Origin of the sequence: Psychromonas sp. SA13A (assembly GCF_011378715.1) — a bacterium.
GTDB lineage: Bacteria > Pseudomonadota > Gammaproteobacteria > Enterobacterales > Psychromonadaceae > Psychromonas.
The window spans coordinates 71,542-96,350 of record NZ_WTKU01000015.1 but is presented as its reverse complement, the minus strand read 5'-3'; the positions used below and the strand labels follow the sequence as shown (position 1 = coordinate 96,350).

Here is a 24,809-nt window from a genome sequence, read left to right as displayed (position 1 = left end):
TCAATCCTTTTTCAAAAATAATAAATATTCATCTGGAACACCACAAAAAATAACTTCATCACGCTTGATTAGGTGATAATGAACTTCATTTTTTTGATTAATAAGGTAATTGTATAAAGGCGCGATGTAAAGTTCACCTTTTTCCCATTGACTTTCAGGTTTAGCAATATAATCACAATAACTAAGGTTGAATAATGAAATACTCCTAAAATAATATAAACCTGTACTACACAAGTTTGAAATAGCTCGTTTTTCTGCTGTTTCAATAACTTTAGTGCTGTTGCTAGACTCTGGCTTTGCAAATGACCAATTATCACCTTCCCCTTCAAATACCTCTAAATAACCATTCCAACGTTCGATATTCTCAGGGTAACGAAATGCAGGTCTAAAGGTGTCAATATTAAAAATAGTAATTGTTTCTTCACTATTAGATATTGATTGCAAACCAAGGTAGACAGTTTCTGCTTGCCCTTTTGTCTCTTTATCCAAAATAAAAATATGTGCTTCTTTTATTCCTAAAACAGCGATCTCTTTTTTGATGAAATCAACCGTCCCTAAAATATCACGAACGATAAATAAAAAACTTTCTGTTTGAAAATATTCAGAAAAGCTATTTACAGCATGTGCAAAAAGAGACTTTCCATGAGCTTCAAGCATATATTTTGGTTTTGTATATCCAGCTTTAAAGAAACGAGAACTTAATCCAGCCATTGGGATAACGATCATTGTTTAACCTCTTTAATTATTTTGTATAACCTAAATGCATTGGCCATTAATGCTTGTTGCCTTTTTTTATCGTCACTATGTAGAGGTAACATCGATAAAAATAGCTGTATTTGCATTGCGTATAAAGCATTACTTGTTAGATTAAACTTATCATTCACTAATGTTAAAAATAAGGATTGGATACCTTTAATTGAATTTGGCACGTCGAGTGTAAATTGAATACTATTCTGCTTAATATCAACTTCATAATATTCAGCTATGATCCAATCATATAACCCTAATATTGAATGGCTAAGTTTAGCTACATCATAAAGACCATCACCAAAAATAGTGAAATTTTCATTTAAATCGATCCCTCGAGGATCAATTGTTTTTATATTATTGGTTCTAAAATCATACAATATATTACTAAAGCAAAAGTCACCATGAACTACGCTATTATGGTGACTTGAGGGGGGTAAAAATTGTTCACTACATTGTAGTAAATCAGAAAATGAAGCGTTTAGATTTTGATTGTACAACCATTTAGTCTCCAGAGTACAGCCAATTCCCTGACAATACTCATTAAGTCTAACTGTAGTTTTATCTTGAAACATGTCCTTTAAATCAACACCTGCAGATTGATTAGGTGCTTTATATTTATGGCATTCCTCTATAAAAAACAAGCAATTACTAAGTATTTTTTTCCATACAATTTCAGGAAGAACAGAAAAAACATACAGTTCATTGAGCGCAGTATAATGAAGGTACTCTAATTGATAAGAAGCACTTTCTTTAGTGATAATTGAACCAAGGTATTGGGGCAAAAATATTCTTAATTGAGCAGGTACATTTTCAAACCAGTTAGCTTCTGCAGAGATTTTTTCAATTTTATGACTAGATTTTCTAATCCAACGAGGCGTAATCTCAAGGTTATTAAAAGCACGTTGAGTAGTAAATTTTGCTTTGGATCTATAATAAGTATTTAGGTGTCCAAAATCTAACCAATTGTCAACCTCGAGTACGCTTAGATTACACTTTTTATGATAATAATTAAGGCTCTCGATAAAATCCCAATGTGCCATAACTAAAGCCCTAACAAGTTGTTTAGGTTGATTGAAATTAAAATAACCACATACTACGTTATGCTTGTCTAACTCCTCCCCCCCCTCACTAGTGTTTAGCCAAATACTATTATCATTATTAACAACAGCCCAATGGTAACTACTATCGACTTGAGAAATAGAAATAATATTTTCATTACTTGGCAAATTAGGTAATAACGTATCGCCAAAAAGAATACTTAATGAGATCTGATTATCATATTCGGCTAAATTTAATGCAGATACTAAAGACTCGCCTAGTGATAAGCCTTCAGGAATTTTTAGAATAGTAACACGGTGTAGAGCAAGCCAAGTTAAATCATGGTTATCAGGAGTAAAACCTTCGGGTAGACTCAGAAATATTTTTTTATCTTCAGGCGCTGATTTGACTTGATGTTGAAATAAACGCCTATTACCTAATGGCAAAAATGATGGAGGAATTTTACCAAATTCTGAGCGTAATTCTTGAGTGATATAATCACCCGACATAATCAAGAACATTACTTTTCCTTAGCCAATAGCTCTTCTATTTCATCAATGCTTAAAGCAGAAAATTCAGATGGACGAATAGCACGATCATCGATATAAAACCCATCATGTCCACACCAAGGCTTACCAACTAATATTTCATCGAATGGTACTTGGTGTTTTTCTAACCAAGCAGTAATAATAGGTAAGGTAAATATATTAATCTTTCCTACATTACCTTTATAGGTACGCATGTTTCGAGCGGTATGAATAGTTATGCTATAACCTAATTCCTTATAATGACGAAGCTGTTTAATAACCGCTAAATTAGGTGAAACATTAATGTAGTCATTTGTATCTGCTTTAGTAATAGTGCCATCTAAATCGACAATAAGTTTTTTCATTAAGACATATCCACTTTCTGGATTAAAAAGGTAAGTTCAACTGCGATTATTTTCTAATAACCATAATCCAACATATTTATTGAAATTTACTTGAGCATAAGTCATCGCCATAATAAAACCAATGCTACCATCTAAAAATCCACGACGTATTACATAGATTAAAAAGAAAGTCCAAGTAGCTCTCAAAAGAGCGAAAAATAAGCCATTAGACTTTTTATTTTTACGAAAATACTTTTGAGACCCCAACCAAGCATAGTCACATGCTTTATCTAAACCATGTTTATAGTCTCTATGTGTATAATGTAATAACAATCCATTTAATACGCCGTATTTTTTTCCTGATGGAACAATAGTTTCATGTACTTCATCGAGTGTAAAGTATGCACCATCCCGTTTAAACAAGCGTAAAACTGCTCTAGCGCTACGCCCATATTTTAATGTTTTCCCATATATGGTAACTCCCCAGGGAAGTTTGAATGCATCTTGTTCTATCACACTTTGTGATAATAATTTCTTAAGTGCATTTTGCATTTTTGTATCAAGTGCTTCATCTGCATCAATAGATAAGACCCATTCACATGTTGCTTTATCTAAGGCGCGCTGCTTTTGTTTTCCAAATCCAGGCCAATCAGTCACGAACACATGATTTGTATAGTTTTCACATATTGAAACAGTTGAGTCGGTCGAACCACTATCTAAAACAATAATCTCATCGGCAAGTTCTGATACCGATTTCAAACAACGCTCAACACGATCTCCTTCATTTTTAGTAATTAAAATTACTGATAATGTATTCTTCTTCATTGTTTTTCCTTTTTAACTAAAGTTTTTAGCTGGTATATTTAAAAAATACACAAAACAGGGTTACATAATCCAATATATAAACACCAACTAAGTTAAATTTGATTACAATACTTTAAAGTATTGAACTTCAATAATTCATAAAATTCTATTTAAAACTTCCAATACTTTAGCTGTTTGCGAATTTTAATATTCCTTAAAAGATTCATCGGTTTTTTATCCATCCAATTACTTTTTAACATATGATCCACAGCATTCAATACCCTTAGAGATGACCGCCCATCTAAAAAAGGAGTAACAGAAGGACCGTACTCTTTAATGGACTGTAACAGTTCAGGTGAAGCATTTAATGCATCTAAAATAGCTGACTCTAAGTTTTTAGGATTATTTATATTAATAAAAGAAGCTAAAGGTTGACGATTATTTATTGTTACGACAGGTTTATTTAACAATAAGAACTCTTGAAAAATTGAAGAATTATCACACACCATGACATCTGCTCGGTGCATGCATTTAATCACTTTATTGTTGTCCATAAACATTAAATTCTCATTTTCTAATTTTTTATATTTTTCTACTGTCGCTGACGACATTTTGGGGTGTAATGTTACTAGCCACTGCCATTTTGAATTTTTACTTAATCGCCTAATTTCCTCGTAAGCTAATTCTGCACATGAAAGTGATGGGCTAAAAGTAGATGAAAATAATATTTGGGGACGTTCATATTGTTTTGATGATTGATAATTTAAAAGACTGTCTAATTTAATCCAACCTGTTTCAACAACATTAAAGTACCCTTTTTTTATTGATTCTTTAGTCAATGAAGAAGTTCTTTCAGGACCTTCAGTGCAATACAAATCGAATAACCCCCTTTCAGGATAAACGTTGCCTCGTTTACTTTCATTTAGTCCATGGAACACTTCAACTTTAAGTCCAGGAATAAAGCGAGGCACTCTATCGCCAGGAACAAAAACCGCATCTGGCTGATACTTAATAGCTAAATCAAACGTCTTAATTTGAACTTCGTCAACATTAAGAAAAGAAGGGTTTACATCTTTCCCTATTAATAACCAACAAACTTGATGGCCTTTTTCTAAAGCTTCTGCTTGAAGAGGTCGTAAGATATCAAATGAATAGTTTTGCTCTACATAAAACAAAAACTTATATTTAATAGGTATATCTGAATTCTTCATAATTTAGCCTTTTAAAGTATATTTCTATCTAAAAATAAAATTAGTGTAAACTATATAAATATTTAGATAGCAAACTAACTGATACCACATGCGAATATTATATACATTACTGCTTATATTAGTGTCACCTTTTTTCTTTTACTCTCTCTATAAATCAAAGCCTAACAAGCCTAAGTTTGGTGTACGTTGGAAGGAGCACTTCGGGTTTACACCTCAGTTACAGCATGCGATAAATGCGCCGATCTGGATCCATGCGGTTTCTGTTGGAGAGGTATTAGCCGTTACACCTTTAATCAAAACATTCAAAAAACTAAATCCTACAGTATCAATTATCATTACTACCACCACCAGCACAGGTGCTGCAGAAGCAGAAAAACTTGGAGGTTTAGTTGAACACCGTTATACGCCTGTCGACTTTTCATTTGCAGTTAATGGATTTATTAGCGCTATTCAACCGCAAGCGCTGTTTATTATGGAAACAGAACTGTGGCCTAATACCTTACACTGCTGCCAAGTAAATAACATTCCCGTCACTATTATTAATGCTCGTCTTTCTGCACGCTCTGAAGCTCGCTATAAAAAATTCCCCTTTGTTTTCAGTTTATTGCTTAAAAATATTAATTATATTTTGGCGCAGACAAAACAAGATGCACAGCGTTTTATGAACTTGGGATTAAAAACAGAGCAAGTCAGTGTTACAGGTTCAATTAAGTTTGATATTAAGGTGAATAACGAACAGCTAACACAAGCTTCATTATTGCGTCATTCGCTAGGACAAGACAGACCTATATGGATTGCCGCCAGTACGCATAAAGGTGAAGATGAACAACTTATAAAAGCTCACCAACAGCTATTATCGAAGAAACCTAACGCATTATTAATCCTAGTCCCTCGTCATCCGGAGCGCTTTTTATCGGTGCAAATATTGGCAGAGCAAACTGGTTTATCAGTGACCACTCGCAGTAGTCAACAAGCAATTACTGAGAATACTCAGGTCTATTTAGGTGACTCAATGGGCGAAATGATGGTTTTATTAGGAGCCGCTGATGTTTGTTTTATCGCCGGTAGTTTAATTGGGGATAAAGTGGGTGGACATAACTTGTTAGAGCCCGCAGCACTTAAAAAGCCAATTTTAACTGGTCCAAGTTATTTTAACTTTAAGCAAATAACCGAGCAGTTAGTCGAGCTTGGCGCTTGTACGGTCTGCAATGATAGTAGTGAAATAACACATTCTTTAATGCAATTATTTGATAATAAAAAAATGCGCCTTGAACAAGGCGAGATAGCGTTTAGTTTTGTACAGCAGAATCAAGGGGCATTGCAGAAAACTATTGATAAGATGTAAACCGATAAGATTCAAACTATCGACAAAATGAAAACCAAAGGCGCGAGGTAAACTAAAAGCGCAATGCAAACTAAAGACGCGGTGCAAACTAAATAAACTAAGCATGTTGATAAGCGTTAAATAAGCACTGCCAATCATTCTGAGTCCATTTTATCTGGCGTTTATTAAGCTCTTTATTAAAGGATCTTAATAAGCGTTGAAGGTTTGCTTCTTTCCAAGCCTCTCCCTGTTGCTGATAACATTTATCAAAATCAATGATCCAAGCTTTCCCATCATTATCTAAAAGAATATTATGAATGTTTAAGTCCGTATGATTTACCTGAGCTTGATGCATTTTTTTTATTTGTATCGCAATCGCGCTATATTCCGTTTCAGTTAATGGACGTTGCTGTAACACCGCCACTAAATCCTGTGCATTTGGTATTTTTTCTGACAGCAGATCCGCCTGATAACAAAAATTTCTTTTAATCACTCGCGCCGCAATGGGTTTAGGCACATTTACATCATGTTGCTTTAAGGTTTGTAACAAATGAAATTCAGCCACTGAGCGTGTTTTTTGCCAACCATTAAATAAATAATGGTCTGATATTATCTTGCCAAATAAGCCACCTCGTCGATAATGACGTAGCGCAGCTTGCATTTTTGCCAATTGAACAAACCATGTTGTACCTCGCCCCGTCGCAGAGCCGACTACTTTATCTTGTTCAAGCCAGAATTGAGCATCAAAACAACGTTCAATATCATCGCTAATTAAGCTATCATCGAATATTATATAGTGTTTATTTTGCTCAACTGTTTTCAACATGACTCTAATCCATTTACTTTAAAGATAAGATATTAACATGCCTCTATTTACAACTGCACCAAAATCTATCTGTCTACTGCGCCTCTCAGCTATTGGTGATGTATGCCATGCAGTCGCGATGGTGCAAGCAATTCAAAAACAATGGCCGACCACTAAGATAACGTGGATCATGGGTAAAATTGAAGCGCAATTGTTGCATGACTTACCCGATGTAGAGGTGATCGTTTTCGATAAAAAAACTGGCTTCTCGGGAATGAAGGCAATTTGGAAGCAACTGTCTGGCAGAAAATTTGATGCCTTATTGCATATGCAATTAGCACTACGAGCGAGTGCACTAACACTGGGTATTAAAGCTAAATACAAAGTAGGATTTAACCGTAAACGCGCTAAAGAAGGGCAATGGTTATTTACCAATAAAAAGATCCCAGATACGGCCTCACAACATGTGTTAGATAGCTTTTTTGAGTTTGCCTACTTTCTAGGTATTGATAAAACAACACCGACTTGGAATATTCCACTTAGTGATGCAGATATTGAATTTGCAAATCAAGTTAGTCATTTAAACCGACCTTTGTTTGTGATCAGCCCCGCTGCCAGTAAAGACGAACGAAACTGGTTGATTCCTCGCTATGCTATGGTCGCGGACTATGCAGCTAAAACAGGTTTTGCAGTGGTGTTATGTGGTTCACCGACCCCAAGAGAACAAAAACTCGGTGAAGCTATAGAGAGAAAAATGCATCAGCCGGTCATTAATCTAATTGGTAAAACATCGTTAAAACAATTAACCGCCGTATTAAAAGAAGCTTCACTGGTATTAGCCCCAGACTCTGGTCCTGCCCATATAGCAACAACACAAGGAACACGAGTGATAGGTTTATATGGTCATAGTAATCCTAAACGAACAGGCCCTTACCTAAGTAAAGATAGTGTTGTTAGCGTTTATGAAAAACATGTACAAGAACAACATAAAAAACCTTTGCAAGACCTACCTTGGAGTGCGCGCGCTAAGGGTGATCATATTATGCAGGATATAAGTACAGGTCAAGTGATAGAGCAGTTTAATAAATCAACCGACTCGCTAATTTAACGCAGTCAAACTGCTCTTCTACACTAATATCAATTTAGCACTGATGTCAATTTAGCACTGATGTCAATTTAGCATTTATGCTTAAGCAATAAAAAAGGGCTAATACAATTAGCCCTAACACTTAACCATTTTAGCCAAGCTTATGGGAGGATTGTAAAGTTACTTTTGGTAAAATTCTTTATACCATTTAACAAATTCAGCAACACCTTCTTTAACAGTAACCGCCGGCGTATAACCGATAGCCTTAAATAAGTCACTGGTATCTGCATAGGTTTGATAGACATCACCAGCTTGCATTTCTCGAAAGTTTTTCTTCGCTTCAATACCTAATTCACTTTCAATCGCTTGCACAAAGTTCATCAAACTAATCGGAGAGCCGTGGCCAATATTGTAAACAGCATAAGGTGCTGAGCTCGTTGCAGGGCTTCCGGCTTCAACGGTCCAATCTGGGTTTTTGACAGGTTCAACGTCTGCAATACGAATAACACCTTCTACAATGTCATCGATATAAGTGAAATCACGCCACATATCGCCATTGTTATTGATATCGATTGTTTCACCTTCCAGAATCTTTTTAGTGAAGATGAACGGTGCCATATCAGGACGTCCCCAAGGACCATAAACAGTAAAGAAACGTAAGCCTGTCGTAGGAATATCGTAAAGATGAGAGTATGTATGTGCCATTAACTCATTAGATTTTTTAGTGGCTGCATAAAGAGAAATGGGATGGTCGACCGAATCGTTAGTGGAGAAAGGAACTTTAGCATTGAGACCATAAACAGAACTTGAAGAAGCATAAATTAAATGCCCAACTTGATTCTGACGACAACCTTCAAGAATATTTACATGGCCTACTAGATTACTATCAGCGTAAGCAAGTGGATTTTCGATAGAGTAGCGAACGCCTGCTTGTGCACCTAGATGTATGACTCGATCAAATTGCTGCTGTGCAAATATAGCTTTAATGCCGTCACGGTCAGCGAGGTCTAATTTAATAAACTCAAACAGTTCATGCTCAATACGTTGTAATCTCGCTTCTTTTAATGCGATATCGTAATAATCATTAATATTATCAATACCAATGACTTGATGCCCTGCTGCTGTTAAACGTTCCACTACTACACTACCAATAAAACCAGCGGCACCCGTTACAAGATATTTCATATTAACTCCTAAATGTAGGTCATTGTATTTTTCTTTTTATTTTTTAGAATGACTAATTCAACTAGCTCAGACATTGCAGCTATAATTGCAGCTATAGTAGTGATTTATCAATGCGGAGTAAAATGCCTCTCATGCAAAACAAAAAAGCGCCTAAATATAACCAATAACTTCGATTACATTAAGACGCCCATAGCAGCTCAAAATTAACAATAAAAATTAGTTATTCATGTTTATTTCCAAGCTTTCTTATTTCCAAGCTTTCCAAGCATTAATTAAACCATTGGTTGAACAGTCGTGGCTATTCACATTATCGTCATTACTCAACTCAGGTAAAATTTGTCCTGCTAGTTGTTTCCCTAACTCAACACCCCATTGATCAAATGTGAAGATATTCCAGATAACCCCTTGAGTGAAAATCTTTTGCTCATACATTGCAATTAATTGACCAAGTGTACTTGGTGTGATTTTTTTCACTAGAATTGAGTTAGTTGGTTTATTACCTTCAAACACTTTATAAGGGACTAAATCAGCCACTTCTTCAGCAGATTTACCCGCAGTAGTAAACTCAGATTCCACTTGCATTTTGCTTTTACCAAAAGCTAATGCTTCAGTTTGAGCAAAGAAGTTAGATAATAATTTAGCATGGTGATCACCAGCCGGATTATGGCTTACAGCAGGAGCAATAAAGTCACAAGGAATTAATTTGGTTCCTTGATGAATCAATTGATAGAAAGCATGTTGACCATTAGTACCAGGTTCACCCCAAATAATTGGACCTGTTTGGTAATCAACTGGGTCACCATTACGGTCTGTACATTTACCGTTAGACTCCATATTTCCTTGTTGGAAATAAGCAGGGAAACGATGCATATATTGGTCATAAGGAAGAATAGCTTCTGACTCAGCGCCATAGAAGTTATTATACCAAATCCCAATTACCGCTAATAACACAGGAATATTATGTTCAAATTCTGTAGTGGCAAAATGCTTATCCATATCATGAGCACCAGCCAGTAACTCTTCGTAATTTTCAAAGCCAATGGTTAATGCAATCGATAAACCAATCGCTGACCAAATTGAGTAACGACCGCCAACCCAATCCCAGAACTCAAACATATTTGCAGTATCAATACCAAACTCAGTTACGGCATCCGCATTCGTTGATAACGCTGCAAAGTGCTTAGCAACAAATGCTTCATCTTGCGCAAAGTTTAAGAACCAATCACGCGCACTATGTGCATTGGTCATAGTTTCCTGTGTAGTAAATGTTTTAGATGCGATTAAAAACAACGTCGTTTCTGGATCTACTTTTGTTAACGTTTCAACAATATGCGTACCATCAACATTAGATACAAAATGAGTTTCAATACCTTCTACTTTATAAGGACGTAATGCTTCAGTAACCATGAATGGACCTAAATCAGAACCACCGATTCCGATATTCACCACATCTGTAATACGTTTACCGGTATAACCCAGCCACTCACCAGAATGCACTTTTTCACAGAATGTTTTCATCTGAGCTAACACTTGGTTGATTTTAGGCATCACATCTTCGCCATCAACCATCACCGGCGTATTACTACGGTTACGTAATGCCGTATGTAAAACTGCACGTCCTTCTGTAATATTTATTTTTTCACCAGAAAACTGCGCTTTGATAGCCGACGCTAAATCTACTTCTTTAGCGAGATCAATCAAACTCGCTAGTATTTCTTCAGTTATTAAATTTTTAGAGAAATCGAGTAAAAAATCTTCATTAAATTGACGAGAGAATGTTTCAAAACGTTCTGGGTTTTCAGCAAATAATTGAGATATTTGCATATCAGCATGATCATCAAATAAGTTTTGTAAGGTTGACCAAGCAGCGGTTTGTGTAGGTTGGATATTTTTCAACATATGGGGTTCCCAAGTTTATGATATTAAATTGTATCTACTCATGTGTGCTCGCCAGTCAATCAAAGCGGCACAGAGTCATGTAATATTTATAACTAGCATGTAAAAGCAGTAAAGATGGCATACAGCCATGGTAATTAGTTATTCTTTTAATTTGATAATATCGGCAATTTCACAGTATTTCTGTGATAAAGCGTAACATTAAAAACAAAAGAAAATAAGCTACTTAAATCAATAAAAGAGCAAACAATAAAGATCCAATTACAAAGGAAAATTGCTATCATAGTGTCATATTTATACTTGAATGACAGAAGATGTAGATTTAGCTTTTTATAAAACGGCAGTATGAAAGTACAGGCATTATAATTTTGAAAGCATTGATTTTAAATACAGAAATCAAACTGCTTTAATTAAAACTGTATTAATGTGTGCCTTGCTGAACTTAATATCTTCAGGTAGTTTGAGCATAATACCCAATAATTTTATCCTTAAGGTAAAGAGATAACCATGCAAGAAAAGCCAGACAATACGACTCATTTTGGTTTTAAAACCGTTGAAGAAGATAAAAAAGTGGAACTAGTTGCAGACGTTTTCCACTCTGTTGCTGCTAAATATGACATTATGAACGATGTCTTATCAATGGGTATCCATCGAATTTGGAAGCGTTTTACTATTGATTGTTCAGGTGTACGCCAAGGTCAAAAAGTATTAGACCTTGCAGGTGGAACTGGCGATTTAACAGCAAAATTTTCTCGTATTGTAGGCCCTAAAGGTAATGTGGTTTTAGCTGATATTAATGATTCCATGTTGAAAGTTGGCCGTACAAAGTTACGCGACATGGGTATTGAAGGCAATGTGAGTTATGTGCAAGCGAATGCAGAAGAACTGCCCTTCCCTGATAATCACTTTGATTTAATTACCATTGCTTTTGGATTACGTAATGTAACGGATAAAGATAAAGCGCTCGCTTCTATCTACCGAGTTTTAAAACCAGGTGGACGTTTATTAGTGTTAGAGTTTTCAAAACCTATTTATACACCGGTTAAAAAATTCTATGACTTCTATTCTTTTAATATTCTACCAAAATTAGGTAAATTAATTGCTAATGATAGCGAAAGTTACCAATATCTTGCGGAAAGTATTCGTATGCACCCAGGACAAGAGGCGCTAAAAGAGATGATGGAAAATGTTGGGTTTGAAGGAACTGAATACTTTAATTTAAGCGCTGGTATTGTGGCTTTACACCGTGGTTATAAATATTAAGCGTGTTATTCAAAAAACTAATAACAGATAAAATCTATTACAACGAGACTCAATATGCCATTAAATAACTTGCTTTGCGGTTTATTAGAAACAGGTGTAAATCAATTACATCAATTAGATAGCAGCGCTGTCATAAAACGGAAACAACTTAATGGCACTATTATTGGGGTTAGTTTAAAAGAGCTTAATTTCCCTTTGTATTTTGTTATCTCATCGCAACAGGTTGATATACTCAATAAGTTCTCCGGCGATCCTGATTGCTTTATTCGCGTCAGTGTTAGTGCGTTACCTAAATTACAAGATAATCATCAATTAACTCACTTGATTAAAACCGGACAATTAGAAGTTGAAGGTGATATTCAATTAGTGCAACAGTTTGCACAACTATTAACAGATATGGAGATAGATTGGGAAGAGCACTTATCGCATAAAGTCGGTGATGTGATTGCTCATAAGTTTTGTTACCACGCGAAAAAAATACAGCAAAATGTTCAGCAGCAGTTAATGAATGTAGAAAAACAAACGGCGCTCTATATTACCGAAGAGGTTAAACTTGCGCCTAGTGGCTTAGAAGTTGCCTATTTTTGTGAGCAAGTAAAAACGTTAGATAAGCAAGCAGAGAAACTGTTGGTGAAGTTAAACCAGTACACAAATAAATAAAGTAAATTAAATTAAATTAACCATATGCTAACAAGTTAGCTGGAAGATAGATGATCAAAATAAAAGAATTATCGCGTTTGTACCAAATTAATAAGACCTTTATTGAGTACGGTTTAATTGAATTAGTTCCAAAAGCGCAAATCCCTAAAAGTTACTGGTTATTACGTCTGTGTTTATTTTGGTTACGAAACCAACATCAAGACATGGATTTACCTGAACGCCTGCGTTTAAGTTTACAATCACTCGGTCCTATCTACATAAAATTAGGACAAATGCTATCAACCCGTCGTGATTTGTTAGCGCCAATTTATGCCGATCAACTGGCGCATTTACAAGACAATGTTCCAGCTTTTTGTGGTGATTTAGCAATCAAACAAATAGAAAAATCATTTCAATGTCCAATCGATGAGATTTTTGATGATTTTGATAAAGTCGCATTAGCATCAGCTTCCATTGCCCAAGTTCATACGGCTATTTTAAAAGAAGATGGCAGAGAAGTAGTTATTAAAGTGACACGCCCTGGCATTAAAAAAACTATTGCCGCTGATATTCAATTAATGAAATGGCTAGCAGCATTAGTTCAGCGTTTTGTTAAAGATGCAAGACGCCTGCGCCCTGTTGAAGTGATCAAAGAATACGAAAAAACTATTATTGATGAATTGGATTTAATGCGTGAAGGCGCCAATGCAATCCAATTAAGACGAAACTTTCTAAACTCTAAAGTATTGTATGTACCTGAAATATATTCAGACTACTGTACAAAAGACGCATTAGTAATGGAACGAATCTATGGTATTCCCGTTTCAGATATTGATGCATTAAAAGCACAAAATACTAACCTTAAATTACTCGCAGAGCGCGGGGTTGAAGCTTTCTTTACCCAGGTATTTAGAGATAGTTTTTTTCATGCGGATATGCACCCAGGTAATGTATTTGTTTCCTACGAACATCCAGAAGACCCATTATGGATAGGCATAGATTGCGGCATTGTTGGGACATTAACCAATGAAGATAAACGCTATTTAGCAGAGAATTTTTTAGCCTTCTTTAACCGTGATTATAGACAAGTTGCACAACTGCATATTGATTCTGGTTGGGTACCGGCAGACACACCAGTAGAAGAGTTTGAATTTGCTATTCGCGCCGTCTGCGAACCTATTTTTGAGAAACCACTTTCAGAAATTTCATTTGCTCAAGTATTGATCAATCTTTTCAATACAGCTCGACGCTTTAACATGCAGGTCCAACCGCAATTAGTGTTATTGCAAAAAACCTTACTTTATATCGAAGGATTAGGCCGTCAGTTATATCCACAACTAGATTTATGGGATACAGCAAAACCCTTCTTAGAAAACTGGATGCGTGAACAGGTAAGTCCTAAAACACTGCTCAATAAAATTAAATTAAAAGCGCCGTTCTGGTTAGAGAAACTACCTGATATTCCAGAGTTGGTTTATCACAATTTAGCGCAAAGCAAACAAATCCAACAACAACAGCAATTATTAATGCAACGCTTTAATGATCAGCAACAAAAAAATAACAAAAACCAAGTGGTAACATCACTGGCAATAACGTTGAGTATCATCACTGCACTTTTCTATTTACAATCAGAGGGTAGGTTTAACTTGTATTTTGCCTTACCCGCAGTAATATCATGGGTAATTGCGTGGCGTTTTAGCAACAAATCTTAATATTTTTAATAGCAGATAAAGAGGCTATTGATTAATTTATATTATTTTTAACGATTTTTTAATCACTTTATTTTTAACAACATCATTACATATAGGAAATAGATTATGGGCGGTATCGGAATTTGGCAGTTAATTATTATTGCTGTGATTGTTATTGTTTTATTCGGCACAAAAAAATTACGCGGTATTGGTGGTGATCTTGGTGGTGCAATCAAAGGTTTTAAAAAAGCGATTAAAGACGAAGATACAACACCGACTGAGTTAGAAAAAAAACCAGACGCAAATTTAAAATCTGAGCAGAAGAAAACTGAAACAGAAAAAAGTGACTAAAATATTAATCGGTTGATAGGTTGATAGGTTGATAGGTTGATAAATTAATAAATTAATAAATTAATAAATTAATAAATTAATAAATTAATAAATTAATAAATTAATAGGTTAATAGGTTAATAGGTTAACTTTCAATATTTTTCTGCCGCTGTTTAATGGGCTTATTATCTAATAGTTGATTAGGTATGTTAAATATCGTCGCTCATACTTTTTAGTGATAGAAAATATGTTTGACGATAGATTAGATATTTAATGATAGATGATATGTTTGGCCACAAGTAATGTGTTCGGCTATTAATCTAAATGAGTCATTAAACAATAACTCATTAAACAATGATTCAGTCACGCAAGTAAGTCTGTAGAAGTTTATTACAGCCGCTAAATTGCTCAGTAAAAGGTACTTTAATTAATGTTTGATATTGGCTTTTGGGAGATCATGTTGATCTCTATAATTGGATTAGTAGTATTAGGCCCACAACGTTTACCTATTGCCATTCGTACGGTAATGAAATGGGTCAATACAGCCAAAAGTATGGCTAATTCGGTGAAAAATGAGATTTCACAAGAGCTTGAATTACATGAAATGAATGAAAATATGATCAAAGCAAGCAAACAAGGGCTGGATAAACTAGATCCTGATTTAAAAGCTTCCATTGATGAAATGAAAAATAGTGTTAGTGAATTAACCCATCCCTATAAAAATAATGTAGATGACTTAATTAATGCACAAGCCACGACTAAAAAAGATAGCACCGATGCTAAAAATCCGGCAATAGAGCCAGCGAATGCATCCGCTCAAGATAAAACCACGGAAGAGAACCTACAATCACAACACACTCCATCAGATGATAATAGGTTCGATAATGGTTTCGATAAGAGCTCAGCTACTAAAGTGCCAGTAACTGAAGCAGAGCAATCAGACCACGCATCTTCAAGCCACGTTTCTCAGCAGGATAAATAACTCATGAGCGAGCAATCGTCAGATCAAACGCAACATAGCTTGCCTTTAATTACTCATCTTTTAGAGTTAAGAGATCGCATTCTTAAAGTGGTGATCGTGGTGTTAGTGATATTTTTTAGCTTAGTTTATTTTGCTAACGATATTTATCACTATATTGCCATCCCACTAACTAGCCAATTACCTATTGGCTCAAGCATGATTGCAACAGGGGTCGCTACGCCCTTTTTCACACCAATTAAACTAACTATCGTATTATCTATTTTTGTCGCAATACCGGCTATTTTGCACCAAGTATGGGCTTTTATTGCCCCCGGCTTATACAAGCATGAGCGCCGACTTATTGCGCCCTTGGTGATCAGTAGCGCGCTTTTGTTTTATCTAGGCATGATGTTTGCGTATTATGTAGTATTTCCTTTGGCCTTCTCCTTCTTTACTAGCACCGCTCCAGAAGGTGTGACAATTGCCACCGATATAAGTAGCTATTTGGACTTTGTATTAAAACTCTTTTTTGCCTTTGGCTTAGCCTTTGAAATACCCGTTGCCACTTTAGTTTTATGTTGGACAGGCGCAACTACACCTGAAGCATTAAGAGCAAAACGCCCTTATATTGTGGTCGCCGCGTTTGTCTTTGGCATGTTATTAACTCCGCCCGATGTTATTTCACAAACACTCTTAGCTGTACCCATGTTGATTTTATTTGAACTAGGGTTATTGTTTGCTCGTTTTTATGTGAAAAAGCCAGAAGACGATGAAGAGGTAGAAAACACAATCCACAAACAATCGAAACAGAGTGATTAACCGTTATGATTGATATCGGCATTAATCTAACTAATAAGCGCTTTGACAAAGATCTAGAGTCGGTAATTAGCAACGCCAAGCAAGTAGGTGTGAAGCAACTTATTGTAACCGGCACCAATATCACAGAAAGTGAGCAAGCACTTACCTTAGCAAAGGCATACCCTGACTTTATTTATAGTACTGCAGGCATCCATCCGCACGATGCTAGCCACTTTACAGAACAAAGCTTAACACAACTGAAAAAGTTAGCTGCGCAACCTCAGGTGAAAGCTATTGGAGAATGTGGATTAGACTTTAACCGCAACTTTTCAACACCAGCAGAGCAAGAAAAAGCATTTGTGCAACAACTAGAGCTAGCCGTTGAATGCCAGTTACCTGTATTCATGCATGAGCGAGACGCAAACCAGCGTTTTTTAGCGTTACTAAAGCCTTATATTAATCAATTACCTAATGCAGTATTACACTGTTTTACTGGTGATCAAAAAGAGCTAGAACGTTGTTTAGCACTTGATTTACATATTGGTATAACCGGTTGGATATGTGATGAGCGCAGAGGCCAACACTTGCTTGAGTTAGTGAAACTAATACCAGATAATCGGTTAATGATTGAAACAGATAGCCCCTATTTATTGCCTCGTTCAATGCGCCCTAAGCCAAAATCTAGCCGAAATGAGCCAAAATACTTACCCTATATTGCGAAGGTCATTGCGCATGCTCGTCAGCAAGAGTTACAATATTTTCTCGATAACACAGAAAAAACAACCCGCTCTTTTTTTAATTTAACTTAACTTTTCGCTTTTATTAAGCCTCTATTTTTACGCATTATTAAGTCCTTAAAATAGACCGCTTAAAAAGGCTACAGGAATTATTATGACCGTTTCTCAAAGCTTTCCTGCTCGTCGTTTACGCAGATTACGTAAACACGATTTTTCGCGTCGTTTAGTACAAGAAAACCGTCTTACTGTAGACGATTTAATTTACCCAATGTTTGTAGTTGAAGGCACAAATCGCCGTGAAACAATTCCTTCAATGCCAGGTATCGAACGCTTATCAATCGATTTATTAGAAATTGAAGTCAAAGAATTGGCCGCATTAGGTATTCCTGCTGTTGCACTATTTCCAGTCACTCCGAGTGAAATTAAAACAGAGATGGCTGAAGAGGCCTATAACGAGAATGGACTCGCGCAACGTGCAGTAATGCGTATTAAAGAAGCTTGCCCAGAGCTAGGAGTGATCACCGACGTTGCTTTAGACCCTTTCACCACACATGGGCAAGATGGCATTATCGATAGTGAAGGTTATGTATTAAATGACATCACGACTGAAATTTTAGTAAAACAAGCCCTTTCGCACGCCCAAGCGGGTGCTGACATTGTTGCGCCATCAGATATGATGGATGGCCGAATCGGCGCAATCCGTGAAGCGCTTGAAAATGCAGGCTTTATTAACACTCAAATCATGGCCTACAGCGCAAAATATGCATCTACTTATTATGGCCCTTTTCGAGATGCAGTCGGCAGTGCTGGTAACTTAAAAGGCGCGAACAAATTTACTTATCAAATGGATCCTGCGAACAGCGACGAAGCTATCCATGAAGTTGCCTTAGATATTCAAGAAGGTGCAGATATGGTGATGGTTAAACCAGGTATGCCATATTTAGATATTGTACGCCGCGTTAAAACTGAGTTAAAAGTACCAACATTTGCCTATCAAGTAAGTGGAGAATATGCGATGCATAAAGCAGCCATTGATAACGGTTGGTTAAAAGAAAGAGAATGTGTTTTAGAATCTTTATTATGCTTTAAACGCGCTGGAGCAAATGGTATTTTGACCTACTTTGCGAAGCAAGTAGCGCAATGGCTAAAAGAAGAAAAAAATAATTAACCTTTAAAAGCAAAAGCCATTTAACCACGAAGGCACGAAGTGAAAAGAAGATTAGGTCAAAACAGACTTTAAATTTTTATCTTTTACCTTAGTGTTCTTCGTGAAGCGCAGCGCTTCGTGGTTAATACTGTTTTTTAAAACAAAAAGCTGATTAACCACAAAGACCTAAATAACAAAGAAAATAAGATAAAAACAGACTTTAAATTTTTATCTTTTACCTTAGTGTTCTTCGTGAAGCGCAGCGCTTCGTGGTTAATACTGTTTTTTAAAGCCAAAAGCTGATTAACCACGAAGAAAAAAGAAGGTTAGGTCAAAACAAGTTTTAAATATTGTATTGATTTTCTTTCTGTTTTTCATGAAGAGCGCTCTGTGGTTAAAACTGTTTTTTTAAAACCAAAAATTGATTAAGGTAATAACAGGTCTTTTTCGATAGGATGAAATACGGTACACGCATCTATTAATGCTTTAGCTGTTAACTTTGGCACTCCGTAAGCTTCTGTCGTAACTTGATAGACATCTTTTACTTTATCCAACAAAATAGCAAAATCACCATCACCCGTTAATAAAATGATCGTATCAACGGAAGCAGCAACTTCCATCACATCAATAGTAATACCCACATCCCAATCACCTTTAGCAGAGCCATCGCTGCGTTGTATATAAGGTTTAAGCTTAACTTGAAAACCTATATGCTTTAACACCTCTTGAAACTTTTGCTGTTGGTTATCGCCGCGGTCAATAGCATAAGCTAATGCACACACAATCTCACCTTGCTGTGAAATCTGCTGCCATAATTTACGGTAATTAAATTGTTTGCCATAAGCTTGGCGAGTGGTGTAGTAAATATTCTGAACATCAGCAAAAACAGCAATTTTTTTCATAGCAAGTAACCTTGTGCAACCTTGGTAGGTGATCTTTGGTTGCAGTGTAGCACTTTGAATAAGTGACGTATTTAGACTTTTGAGGTTGAAAGTGAGAGTGCTGGAAAGCCGATGGCTGAAATCAACGATATCAATTGGCTACGCTAAAATTTTGTTAAATATGGCGACATCCATCCCCACCGTTGAGCTTTCCAAAAAGATGGTCGCCGACAGGGCGAAAACACTTCATGCAATAATAAAGATAATGCAACGAGCGCAGACGAGTTAACTCCCCTGTATAACCAGACAAACAGTAGATACAAAAAAGCCCCTATTATCATTCCAGTAATCACGTACTGAACAAATAATAAGGGCTTAAATCACGCTAAATTTTTGCGTAATTAAAAATCTAACCTTCTAACCGCCTACAAAATTATTTCTTGGGCCGTTTTGTTTCTTAGCACTACCCGTTCTTGCACCTGAACGAACGCCATCCTTATGCGGAACTTTTGGCGCTTTAGGCTTCTTGATTTGCTTCTCGTGTGTACCTAATACAGAAGGCTGTAATGGCTCACCAGGTTCAAAACCTTCAAATACTTTGCGAGGGATAACCTTTTTAATAAGACGTTCAATATCTTTTAATAACTTGAACTCTTCTTGGCAAACTAGTGAAACAGCTAAACCTTCATTACCAGCACGACCAGTACGACCGATACGATGCACATAATCTTCGCTTACATTAGGTAAATCGAAGTTAACAACATTAGGTAGTTGGTCGATATCGATACCACGAGCGGCAATATCTGTTGCCACTAACACTTGAATTTGGCTATCTTTAAATTGTGCTAACGCTTTAGTACGTGCACCTTGGCTTTTATTACCATGGATAGCTGCACTACGAATCCCACGAGCATCCAAGTTTTTAACCAATCGGTTTGCTCCGTGTTTAGTTTTTACAAACACTAAAACTTGTCGCCATTTATTATCAAGAATTAACTGACTTAATAAAGCAGTCTTTTTAGTCTTATCAACTTCATATAACGTCTGTTCGATTTTCTCAACCGTTGTATTACGCGGGCTAACTGAAATTTCAACAGGATTATTAACCAGACCTTTAGCTAATGAGCGAATTTCATCGGAGAAAGTAGCAGAAAATAGTAAGTTTTGACGTTTAGGCGGTAACGCTTTTAGGATCTTTTTAATATCGTGAATAAAACCCATATCTAACATACGGTCAGCTTCATCTAATATTAAGACTTCTAACTGTTGAAAACGCACTGCATTTTGTTGGTAGAGGTCTAATAAACGACCAGGCGTAGCAACCAAAATATCAATGCCACCACGTAACATTTGCATTTGCGGGTTAATTTTCACACCACCGTACACAACCATGCTGCGTAATGGCATGTTTTGGCCATATTTTTGTACGCTTGCTTGTACTTGAGCCGCTAGCTCACGTGTTGGTGTTAATATTAATGCACGAACTTGATTCGGTTTAGCACGTTCACCTTTTTCTAGCATTGCTAATAATGGCAATGTAAACCCAGCAGTTTTCCCGGTACCTGTTTGCGCAGCGGCCATGACATCTTTACCTGCTAATACGGCAGGAATAGCCTGTTCTTGGATAGGGGAAGGCGTTTCATAGCCAGCATTTTTCACTGCTTCTACTAACGACGCGGGTAAACCTAGGGAATCAAAACTCATATAAAATCTCATTAAAATACGGCATATGCCTTAAGACGCGTAGCTTACCTTAAGGAACCTTTTCACGCTATCAGTTAGTTTCAACGGCGATGCATAAAATTCATACAATTCTAACGTGATTAACCTCGCATAATATGTATAATACCCCCCTTAAAAATGCCCATAAAAGCAAGACTCCAACAATTTAGGAATAAGCCGTGTTAAGTACAAATAACATCACCATGCAATTTGGTGCAAAACCACTTTTTGAAAACATTTCTGTAAAATTTGGTACTGGAAACCGTTATGGTTTAATCGGTGCAAATGGTTGTGGTAAATCAACTTTCATGAAAATATTAACCGGTGACCTTGAGCCTAGTGCAGGTAATGTGACCAGAGATCCTAACGAACGTATTGCTAAACTACATCAAGACCAGTTTGCTTTTGAAGAGCATACAGTACTCGATACGGTATTGATGGGCCACAAAGAGATGTGGGAAGTAATGAACGAGCGTAATCGTATTTACTCATTACCTGAAATGACTGAAGCTGAAGGAATGCATGTTGGCGATTTGGAAAATCAATTCGCAGAAATGGACGGTTACACTGCCGATTCGCGTGCAGGGGAAATATTGTTAAGCGTTGGAATTCCACTTGATCAACATTACGGCCCAATGTCAGACATTGCGCCGGGTTGGAAACTACGTGTATTACTAGCACAGGTACTTTTCTCTAATCCAGATATTATGTTACTCGATGAGCCAACCAATAACTTGGACATTGATACTATTCGTTGGTTAGAAACGGAATTAAAAGCACGTCAATGTACGATGGTAATCATCTCGCATGACCGTCATTTCTTAAACTCAGTCTGTTCACACATGGCAGATATCGATTATGGTGAACTACGTCTTTTCCCTGGTAACTACGACGAGTACATGACGGCGGCAACGCAAACTCGTGAACGTCTACTGTCTGAAAATGCGAAGAAAAAAGCACAACTATCTGAGCTACAAGACTTTGTAAGTCGTTTCTCTGCAAATGCATCAAAAGCTAAGCAAGCGACATCACGTGCGAAGCAGATGGATAAGATTGAACTAGCAGAAGTTAAAGCTTCTAGCCGTGTAAATCCTTACATCGTATTCAAACAAGAGAAAAAACTGTTCCGTAATGCATTAGAAACAGTATCGATGACAAAAAGCTTCGATGAGAATACCTTATTCAAAGACTTAAACCTGATGATTGAAGTAGGCGAACGTGTTGCTATCATTGGTCAGAATGGTGTTGGTAAAACAACGTTATTACGCACTTTAATGGGCGAAGTTGAATTATCTTCTGGTGAATACAAATGGTCTGAAAATGCACAGTTAGGTTATTACGCACAGGATCATTCATCAGACTTTGAAAAAGACCAAAATCTAATGGACTGGATGGGTCAATGGATGCAAGAAGGTGATGACGAGCAAGCTGTTCGCGGAACTTTAGGGCGTTTATTATTTGGTGCAAATGACATCACTAAATCTGTCAAAATAATTTCAGGTGGTGAGCAAGGCCGTATGTTATTTGGTAAGTTGATGATGAACAAACCAAATATTCTATTAATGGATGAACCAACCAATCACTTGGATATGGAATCTATTGAGTCATTAAACTTAGCCTTAGAAAACTACGAAGGTACATTACTGTTTGTCAGCCATGACCGTGAATTTGTATCTTCACTAGCAACTCGTATTATTGAAATCAAACAAGATAAAGTTATTGATTTCCATGGTACTTATGATGAATATCTAAAAAGCCAAGGTGTTTAATCAAAAAAGTTAGTGATCACTTACTTGCTTTAAGTGTTTAGCGATCTAGTCCCTTAAGACTGACTACTTTAGAATCCGATGCCCACAAGGCATCGGATTTTTTTATGCCTTTTATTTGCCGCTGTAACCACAAAGGCCAAAGAGTGCATAAGATTAGGTCAAAAGCTAATTAACCACGAAGGCACGAAGTAAAAAGAAGGTTAGGTCAAAACAAGCTTTAAATTTTTCATTTTTTACCTTCGTGTTCTTCGTGAAGCGAAGCGCTTCGTGGTTAATATCGGTTTTTAAAAATAAAAGTCAATTAACCACAAGGCACGAAGTAAAAAGAAGTTAGGTCAAAACAAGCTTTAAATTTTTCATTTTTTACCTTCGTGTTCTTCGTGAAGCGAAGCGCTTCGTGGTTAATATCGTTTTCAAAATAAAAAGCCGGTTAACCACGAAGGCACGAAGTGAAAAGAAGGCTAGATAAAAACATGCTTTAAATTTTTTATCTTTTACCTTCGTGTTCTTCGTGAAGCGTAGCGCTTCGTGGTTAATATTGTTTTTTAAAACCAAAAACTAAGTAACCACAAAGCACGAAATGGAAAAAAGGTTAGCTCAAAACATGCTTTAAATTTTTTATCTTTTACCTTCGTGTTCTTCGTGAAGCGAAGCGCTTCGTGGTTAATATCGGTTTTTAAAATAAAACGTTGGTTATTCATGGAAGAATTAAATAAACCCTAACATTGCCCCTGCGGTCGCAAATAACAACACTAAAAACATAATTGGGCACTTTAGGCACTTCAATAAATAAAGCCCTAACAATACCAACGCCATATCTAGCCCATTAAAAACAGCACTTATAAATACTGGTTGATAAAGCGCACTCACCAACAACCCAACTACAGCGGCATTAACACCATTAATAGCAGCAGCAAGATTGGGTATTTTTGATAAGCGCTGCCAATGGCTCAAACAACTTAATAGCAATAAAAACCCCGGTAAAAACACAGCAATAGTCGCAACCAAAGCACCTAAAATAGGCGAGTTAGGTAAAATAAAATAGCCAATGTAAGTAGCAAGAGTAAACATCGGACCGGGTACAGCTTGTGCAATCGCATACCCCGTTAAAAACTGATCTGGACTAACTTGTCCCTCGACAATATTCTGCAGTAAAGGTAATACCACATGCCCTCCGCCAAACACTAAGCTACCCGCCTGAAAGAAGTCAGAAAACACAGAAAAGGCCAGTGGCATAGAGGGGAGTAATGCAGTCACAGTAGGTAGAAAAAATAAAAACAGCAAAAATAAGATCAAAGGGACATGGTTGATTGAAGAGGTCAACACTTTGATTGTATTTTGAGGATCCTTTTCAAGCGTTTCGGTTGGATTATCCTTTAATAAAAATATGCCCACCAGCGCGGCAATAACTAAAACTAAAATTTGACTTAATAACCCCGGTATTACTAATAAAGTGGTTGCTGTTAATAGGCATAAAAAAATGCGCATATTATCTTTACAGAAATTTTTATACATCATTAAGACTGCATCAAAAACCACCACCACGGCTAATAACTTAAGACCATGTATTACGGACTGGAAAAGATGATGACCAACTAATTGCCCCGCACTTATCACCAGTAATAACATGATAATAATGGAAGGTAAGGTAAAGCCTAGAAAAGCACAACAAGCTCCCGTTAATCCCGCACGATGATAGCCAATAGCAAAACCAACTTGGCTTGAACCAGGGCCGGGTAAAAACTGACTTAACGCTACAAAGTCTGCATATTGCTTTTCGCTTAACCAAGCTAAGCGTTGTACAAAGGTTTCTCTAAAGTAGCCAATATGCGCAGCTGGACCGCCAAAACTGATACAGCCTAAGACAAAAAAGGTTTTGAATATTTCCCACATACTTCCA

Annotated in this window: 22 protein-coding genes; 11 read left to right on the top strand and 11 right to left on the bottom strand. The window is 36.5% G+C overall.

Translation table 11 applies throughout. The annotated features are described in order from the left end of the window. From GQR44_RS13600 to GQR44_RS13580, 5 genes are all read right to left on the bottom strand, one after another. Positions 1-726 carry a glycosyltransferase family 2 protein gene (locus GQR44_RS13600; RefSeq protein ID WP_166372301.1) on the bottom strand — a complete coding sequence of 242 codons (726 nt, stop codon included), beginning with the start codon at positions 724-726 and terminating at the stop codon, positions 1-3. Then, positions 723-2,309 (bottom strand): capsular biosynthesis protein, encoded by a 1,587-nt coding sequence (locus GQR44_RS13595; RefSeq protein WP_166372300.1) that lies wholly within the window; start codon positions 2,307-2,309, stop codon positions 723-725. Before GQR44_RS13595 ends, GQR44_RS13600 begins: the two co-directional genes overlap by 4 nt. After that, entirely contained in the window at positions 2,309-2,680 is a 372-nt protein-coding gene (locus GQR44_RS13590) for a capsular biosynthesis protein (RefSeq protein WP_166372299.1), read from the bottom strand. The genes GQR44_RS13595 and GQR44_RS13590 overlap by 1 nt, the downstream gene beginning before the upstream one ends. Before the next feature lie 36 nt (positions 2,681-2,716). Continuing rightward, positions 2,717-3,484: a glycosyltransferase family 2 protein gene (locus GQR44_RS13585; RefSeq protein ID WP_166372298.1), complete on the bottom strand. Its 768-nt coding sequence runs from the start codon at positions 3,482-3,484 to the stop codon at positions 2,717-2,719. A gap of 149 nt (positions 3,485-3,633) precedes the next feature. Further along, complete coding sequence (locus tag GQR44_RS13580) at positions 3,634-4,674, bottom strand: UDP-N-acetylglucosamine 2-epimerase (protein WP_166372297.1); 1,041 nt, start codon at positions 4,672-4,674, stop codon at positions 3,634-3,636. Between the two features lie 88 nt (positions 4,675-4,762). Here GQR44_RS13580 and waaA point away from each other — a divergent pair, with 88 nt between their 5' ends. Continuing rightward, the gene (waaA, locus tag GQR44_RS13575) at positions 4,763-6,019 is read left to right on the top strand and encodes a lipid IV(A) 3-deoxy-D-manno-octulosonic acid transferase (RefSeq protein ID WP_166372296.1); all 1,257 of its coding nucleotides are present in this window, start codon (positions 4,763-4,765) and stop codon (positions 6,017-6,019) included. Positions 6,020-6,116: 97 nt separating this feature from the next. Here waaA and GQR44_RS13570 read toward each other — a convergent pair whose 3' ends face one another. After that, on the bottom strand, positions 6,117-6,824 hold the full coding sequence (locus tag GQR44_RS13570; RefSeq protein ID WP_166372295.1) for a 3-deoxy-D-manno-octulosonic acid kinase: 708 nt from the start codon (positions 6,822-6,824) through the stop codon (positions 6,117-6,119). A 37-nt stretch (positions 6,825-6,861) separates the two neighbouring features. Here GQR44_RS13570 and GQR44_RS13565 point away from each other — a divergent pair, with 37 nt between their 5' ends. Further along, the gene (locus GQR44_RS13565) at positions 6,862-7,911 is read left to right on the top strand and encodes a glycosyltransferase family 9 protein (RefSeq protein ID WP_166372294.1); all 1,050 of its coding nucleotides are present in this window, start codon (positions 6,862-6,864) and stop codon (positions 7,909-7,911) included. Between the two features lie 159 nt (positions 7,912-8,070). Here the strand turns inward: GQR44_RS13565 and GQR44_RS13560 are convergent, their stop codons facing one another. Both GQR44_RS13560 and pgi read right to left on the bottom strand, forming a co-directional pair. Further along, complete coding sequence (locus tag GQR44_RS13560; RefSeq protein ID WP_166372293.1) at positions 8,071-9,075, bottom strand: NAD-dependent epimerase; 1,005 nt, start codon at positions 9,073-9,075, stop codon at positions 8,071-8,073. Between the two features lie 246 nt (positions 9,076-9,321). Beyond that, positions 9,322-10,974 carry a glucose-6-phosphate isomerase gene (pgi, locus tag GQR44_RS13555; protein WP_166372292.1) on the bottom strand — a complete coding sequence of 551 codons (1,653 nt, stop codon included), beginning with the start codon at positions 10,972-10,974 and terminating at the stop codon, positions 9,322-9,324. A 504-nt stretch (positions 10,975-11,478) separates the two neighbouring features. On the opposite strand from pgi, the gene ubiE reads away from it, so the two are divergent. The 8 genes from ubiE (at position 11,479) to hemB (ending at position 18,558) form a co-directional block, all read left to right on the top strand. Continuing rightward, the gene (gene ubiE, locus GQR44_RS13550; RefSeq protein ID WP_166372291.1) at positions 11,479-12,234 is read left to right on the top strand and encodes a bifunctional demethylmenaquinone methyltransferase/2-methoxy-6-polyprenyl-1,4-benzoquinol methylase UbiE; all 756 of its coding nucleotides are present in this window, start codon (positions 11,479-11,481) and stop codon (positions 12,232-12,234) included. Between the two features lie 54 nt (positions 12,235-12,288). Then, positions 12,289-12,894: an SCP2 sterol-binding domain-containing protein gene (locus GQR44_RS13545; RefSeq protein ID WP_166372290.1), complete on the top strand. Its 606-nt coding sequence runs from the start codon at positions 12,289-12,291 to the stop codon at positions 12,892-12,894. Between the two features lie 50 nt (positions 12,895-12,944). Beyond that, positions 12,945-14,585 (top strand): ubiquinone biosynthesis regulatory protein kinase UbiB, encoded by a 1,641-nt coding sequence (gene ubiB / locus GQR44_RS13540; RefSeq protein WP_205963077.1) that lies wholly within the window; start codon positions 12,945-12,947, stop codon positions 14,583-14,585. A 105-nt stretch (positions 14,586-14,690) separates the two neighbouring features. After that, positions 14,691-14,915 (top strand): twin-arginine translocase TatA/TatE family subunit, encoded by a 225-nt coding sequence (gene tatA, locus GQR44_RS13535; RefSeq protein ID WP_166372289.1) that lies wholly within the window; start codon positions 14,691-14,693, stop codon positions 14,913-14,915. A 409-nt stretch (positions 14,916-15,324) separates the two neighbouring features. Continuing rightward, the gene (tatB, locus tag GQR44_RS13530; RefSeq protein ID WP_166372288.1) at positions 15,325-15,876 is read left to right on the top strand and encodes a Sec-independent protein translocase protein TatB; all 552 of its coding nucleotides are present in this window, start codon (positions 15,325-15,327) and stop codon (positions 15,874-15,876) included. A 3-nt stretch (positions 15,877-15,879) separates the two neighbouring features. Further along, entirely contained in the window at positions 15,880-16,674 is a 795-nt protein-coding gene (gene tatC / locus GQR44_RS13525; protein WP_166372287.1) for a twin-arginine translocase subunit TatC, read from the top strand. Positions 16,675-16,679: 5 nt separating this feature from the next. Further along, positions 16,680-17,462, top strand: a complete 783-nt coding sequence (locus GQR44_RS13520) for a TatD family hydrolase (protein WP_166372286.1) — start codon at positions 16,680-16,682, stop codon at positions 17,460-17,462. 79 nt (positions 17,463-17,541) lie between these two features. Further along, on the top strand, positions 17,542-18,558 hold the full coding sequence (gene hemB, locus GQR44_RS13515) for a porphobilinogen synthase (protein ID WP_166372313.1): 1,017 nt from the start codon (positions 17,542-17,544) through the stop codon (positions 18,556-18,558). Positions 18,559-18,962: 404 nt separating this feature from the next. Here hemB and GQR44_RS13510 read toward each other — a convergent pair whose 3' ends face one another. Then, positions 18,963-19,439, bottom strand: coding sequence for an NYN domain-containing protein (locus tag GQR44_RS13510; RefSeq protein ID WP_166372285.1), 477 nt, complete (start codon positions 19,437-19,439; stop codon positions 18,963-18,965). Between the two features lie 396 nt (positions 19,440-19,835). Further along, positions 19,836-21,122, bottom strand: a complete 1,287-nt coding sequence (locus GQR44_RS13505; RefSeq protein ID WP_166372284.1) for a DEAD/DEAH box helicase — start codon at positions 21,120-21,122, stop codon at positions 19,836-19,838. A 197-nt stretch (positions 21,123-21,319) separates the two neighbouring features. Here GQR44_RS13505 and GQR44_RS13500 point away from each other — a divergent pair, with 197 nt between their 5' ends. Continuing rightward, positions 21,320-22,909 (top strand): ABC-F family ATPase, encoded by a 1,590-nt coding sequence (locus GQR44_RS13500; protein WP_166372283.1) that lies wholly within the window; start codon positions 21,320-21,322, stop codon positions 22,907-22,909. Positions 22,910-23,617: 708 nt separating this feature from the next. Here the strand turns inward: GQR44_RS13500 and chrA are convergent. Further along, positions 23,618-24,802, bottom strand: a complete 1,185-nt coding sequence (chrA, locus tag GQR44_RS13495; protein ID WP_166372282.1) for a chromate efflux transporter — start codon at positions 24,800-24,802, stop codon at positions 23,618-23,620. Positions 24,803-24,809: the final 7 nt, after the last annotated feature.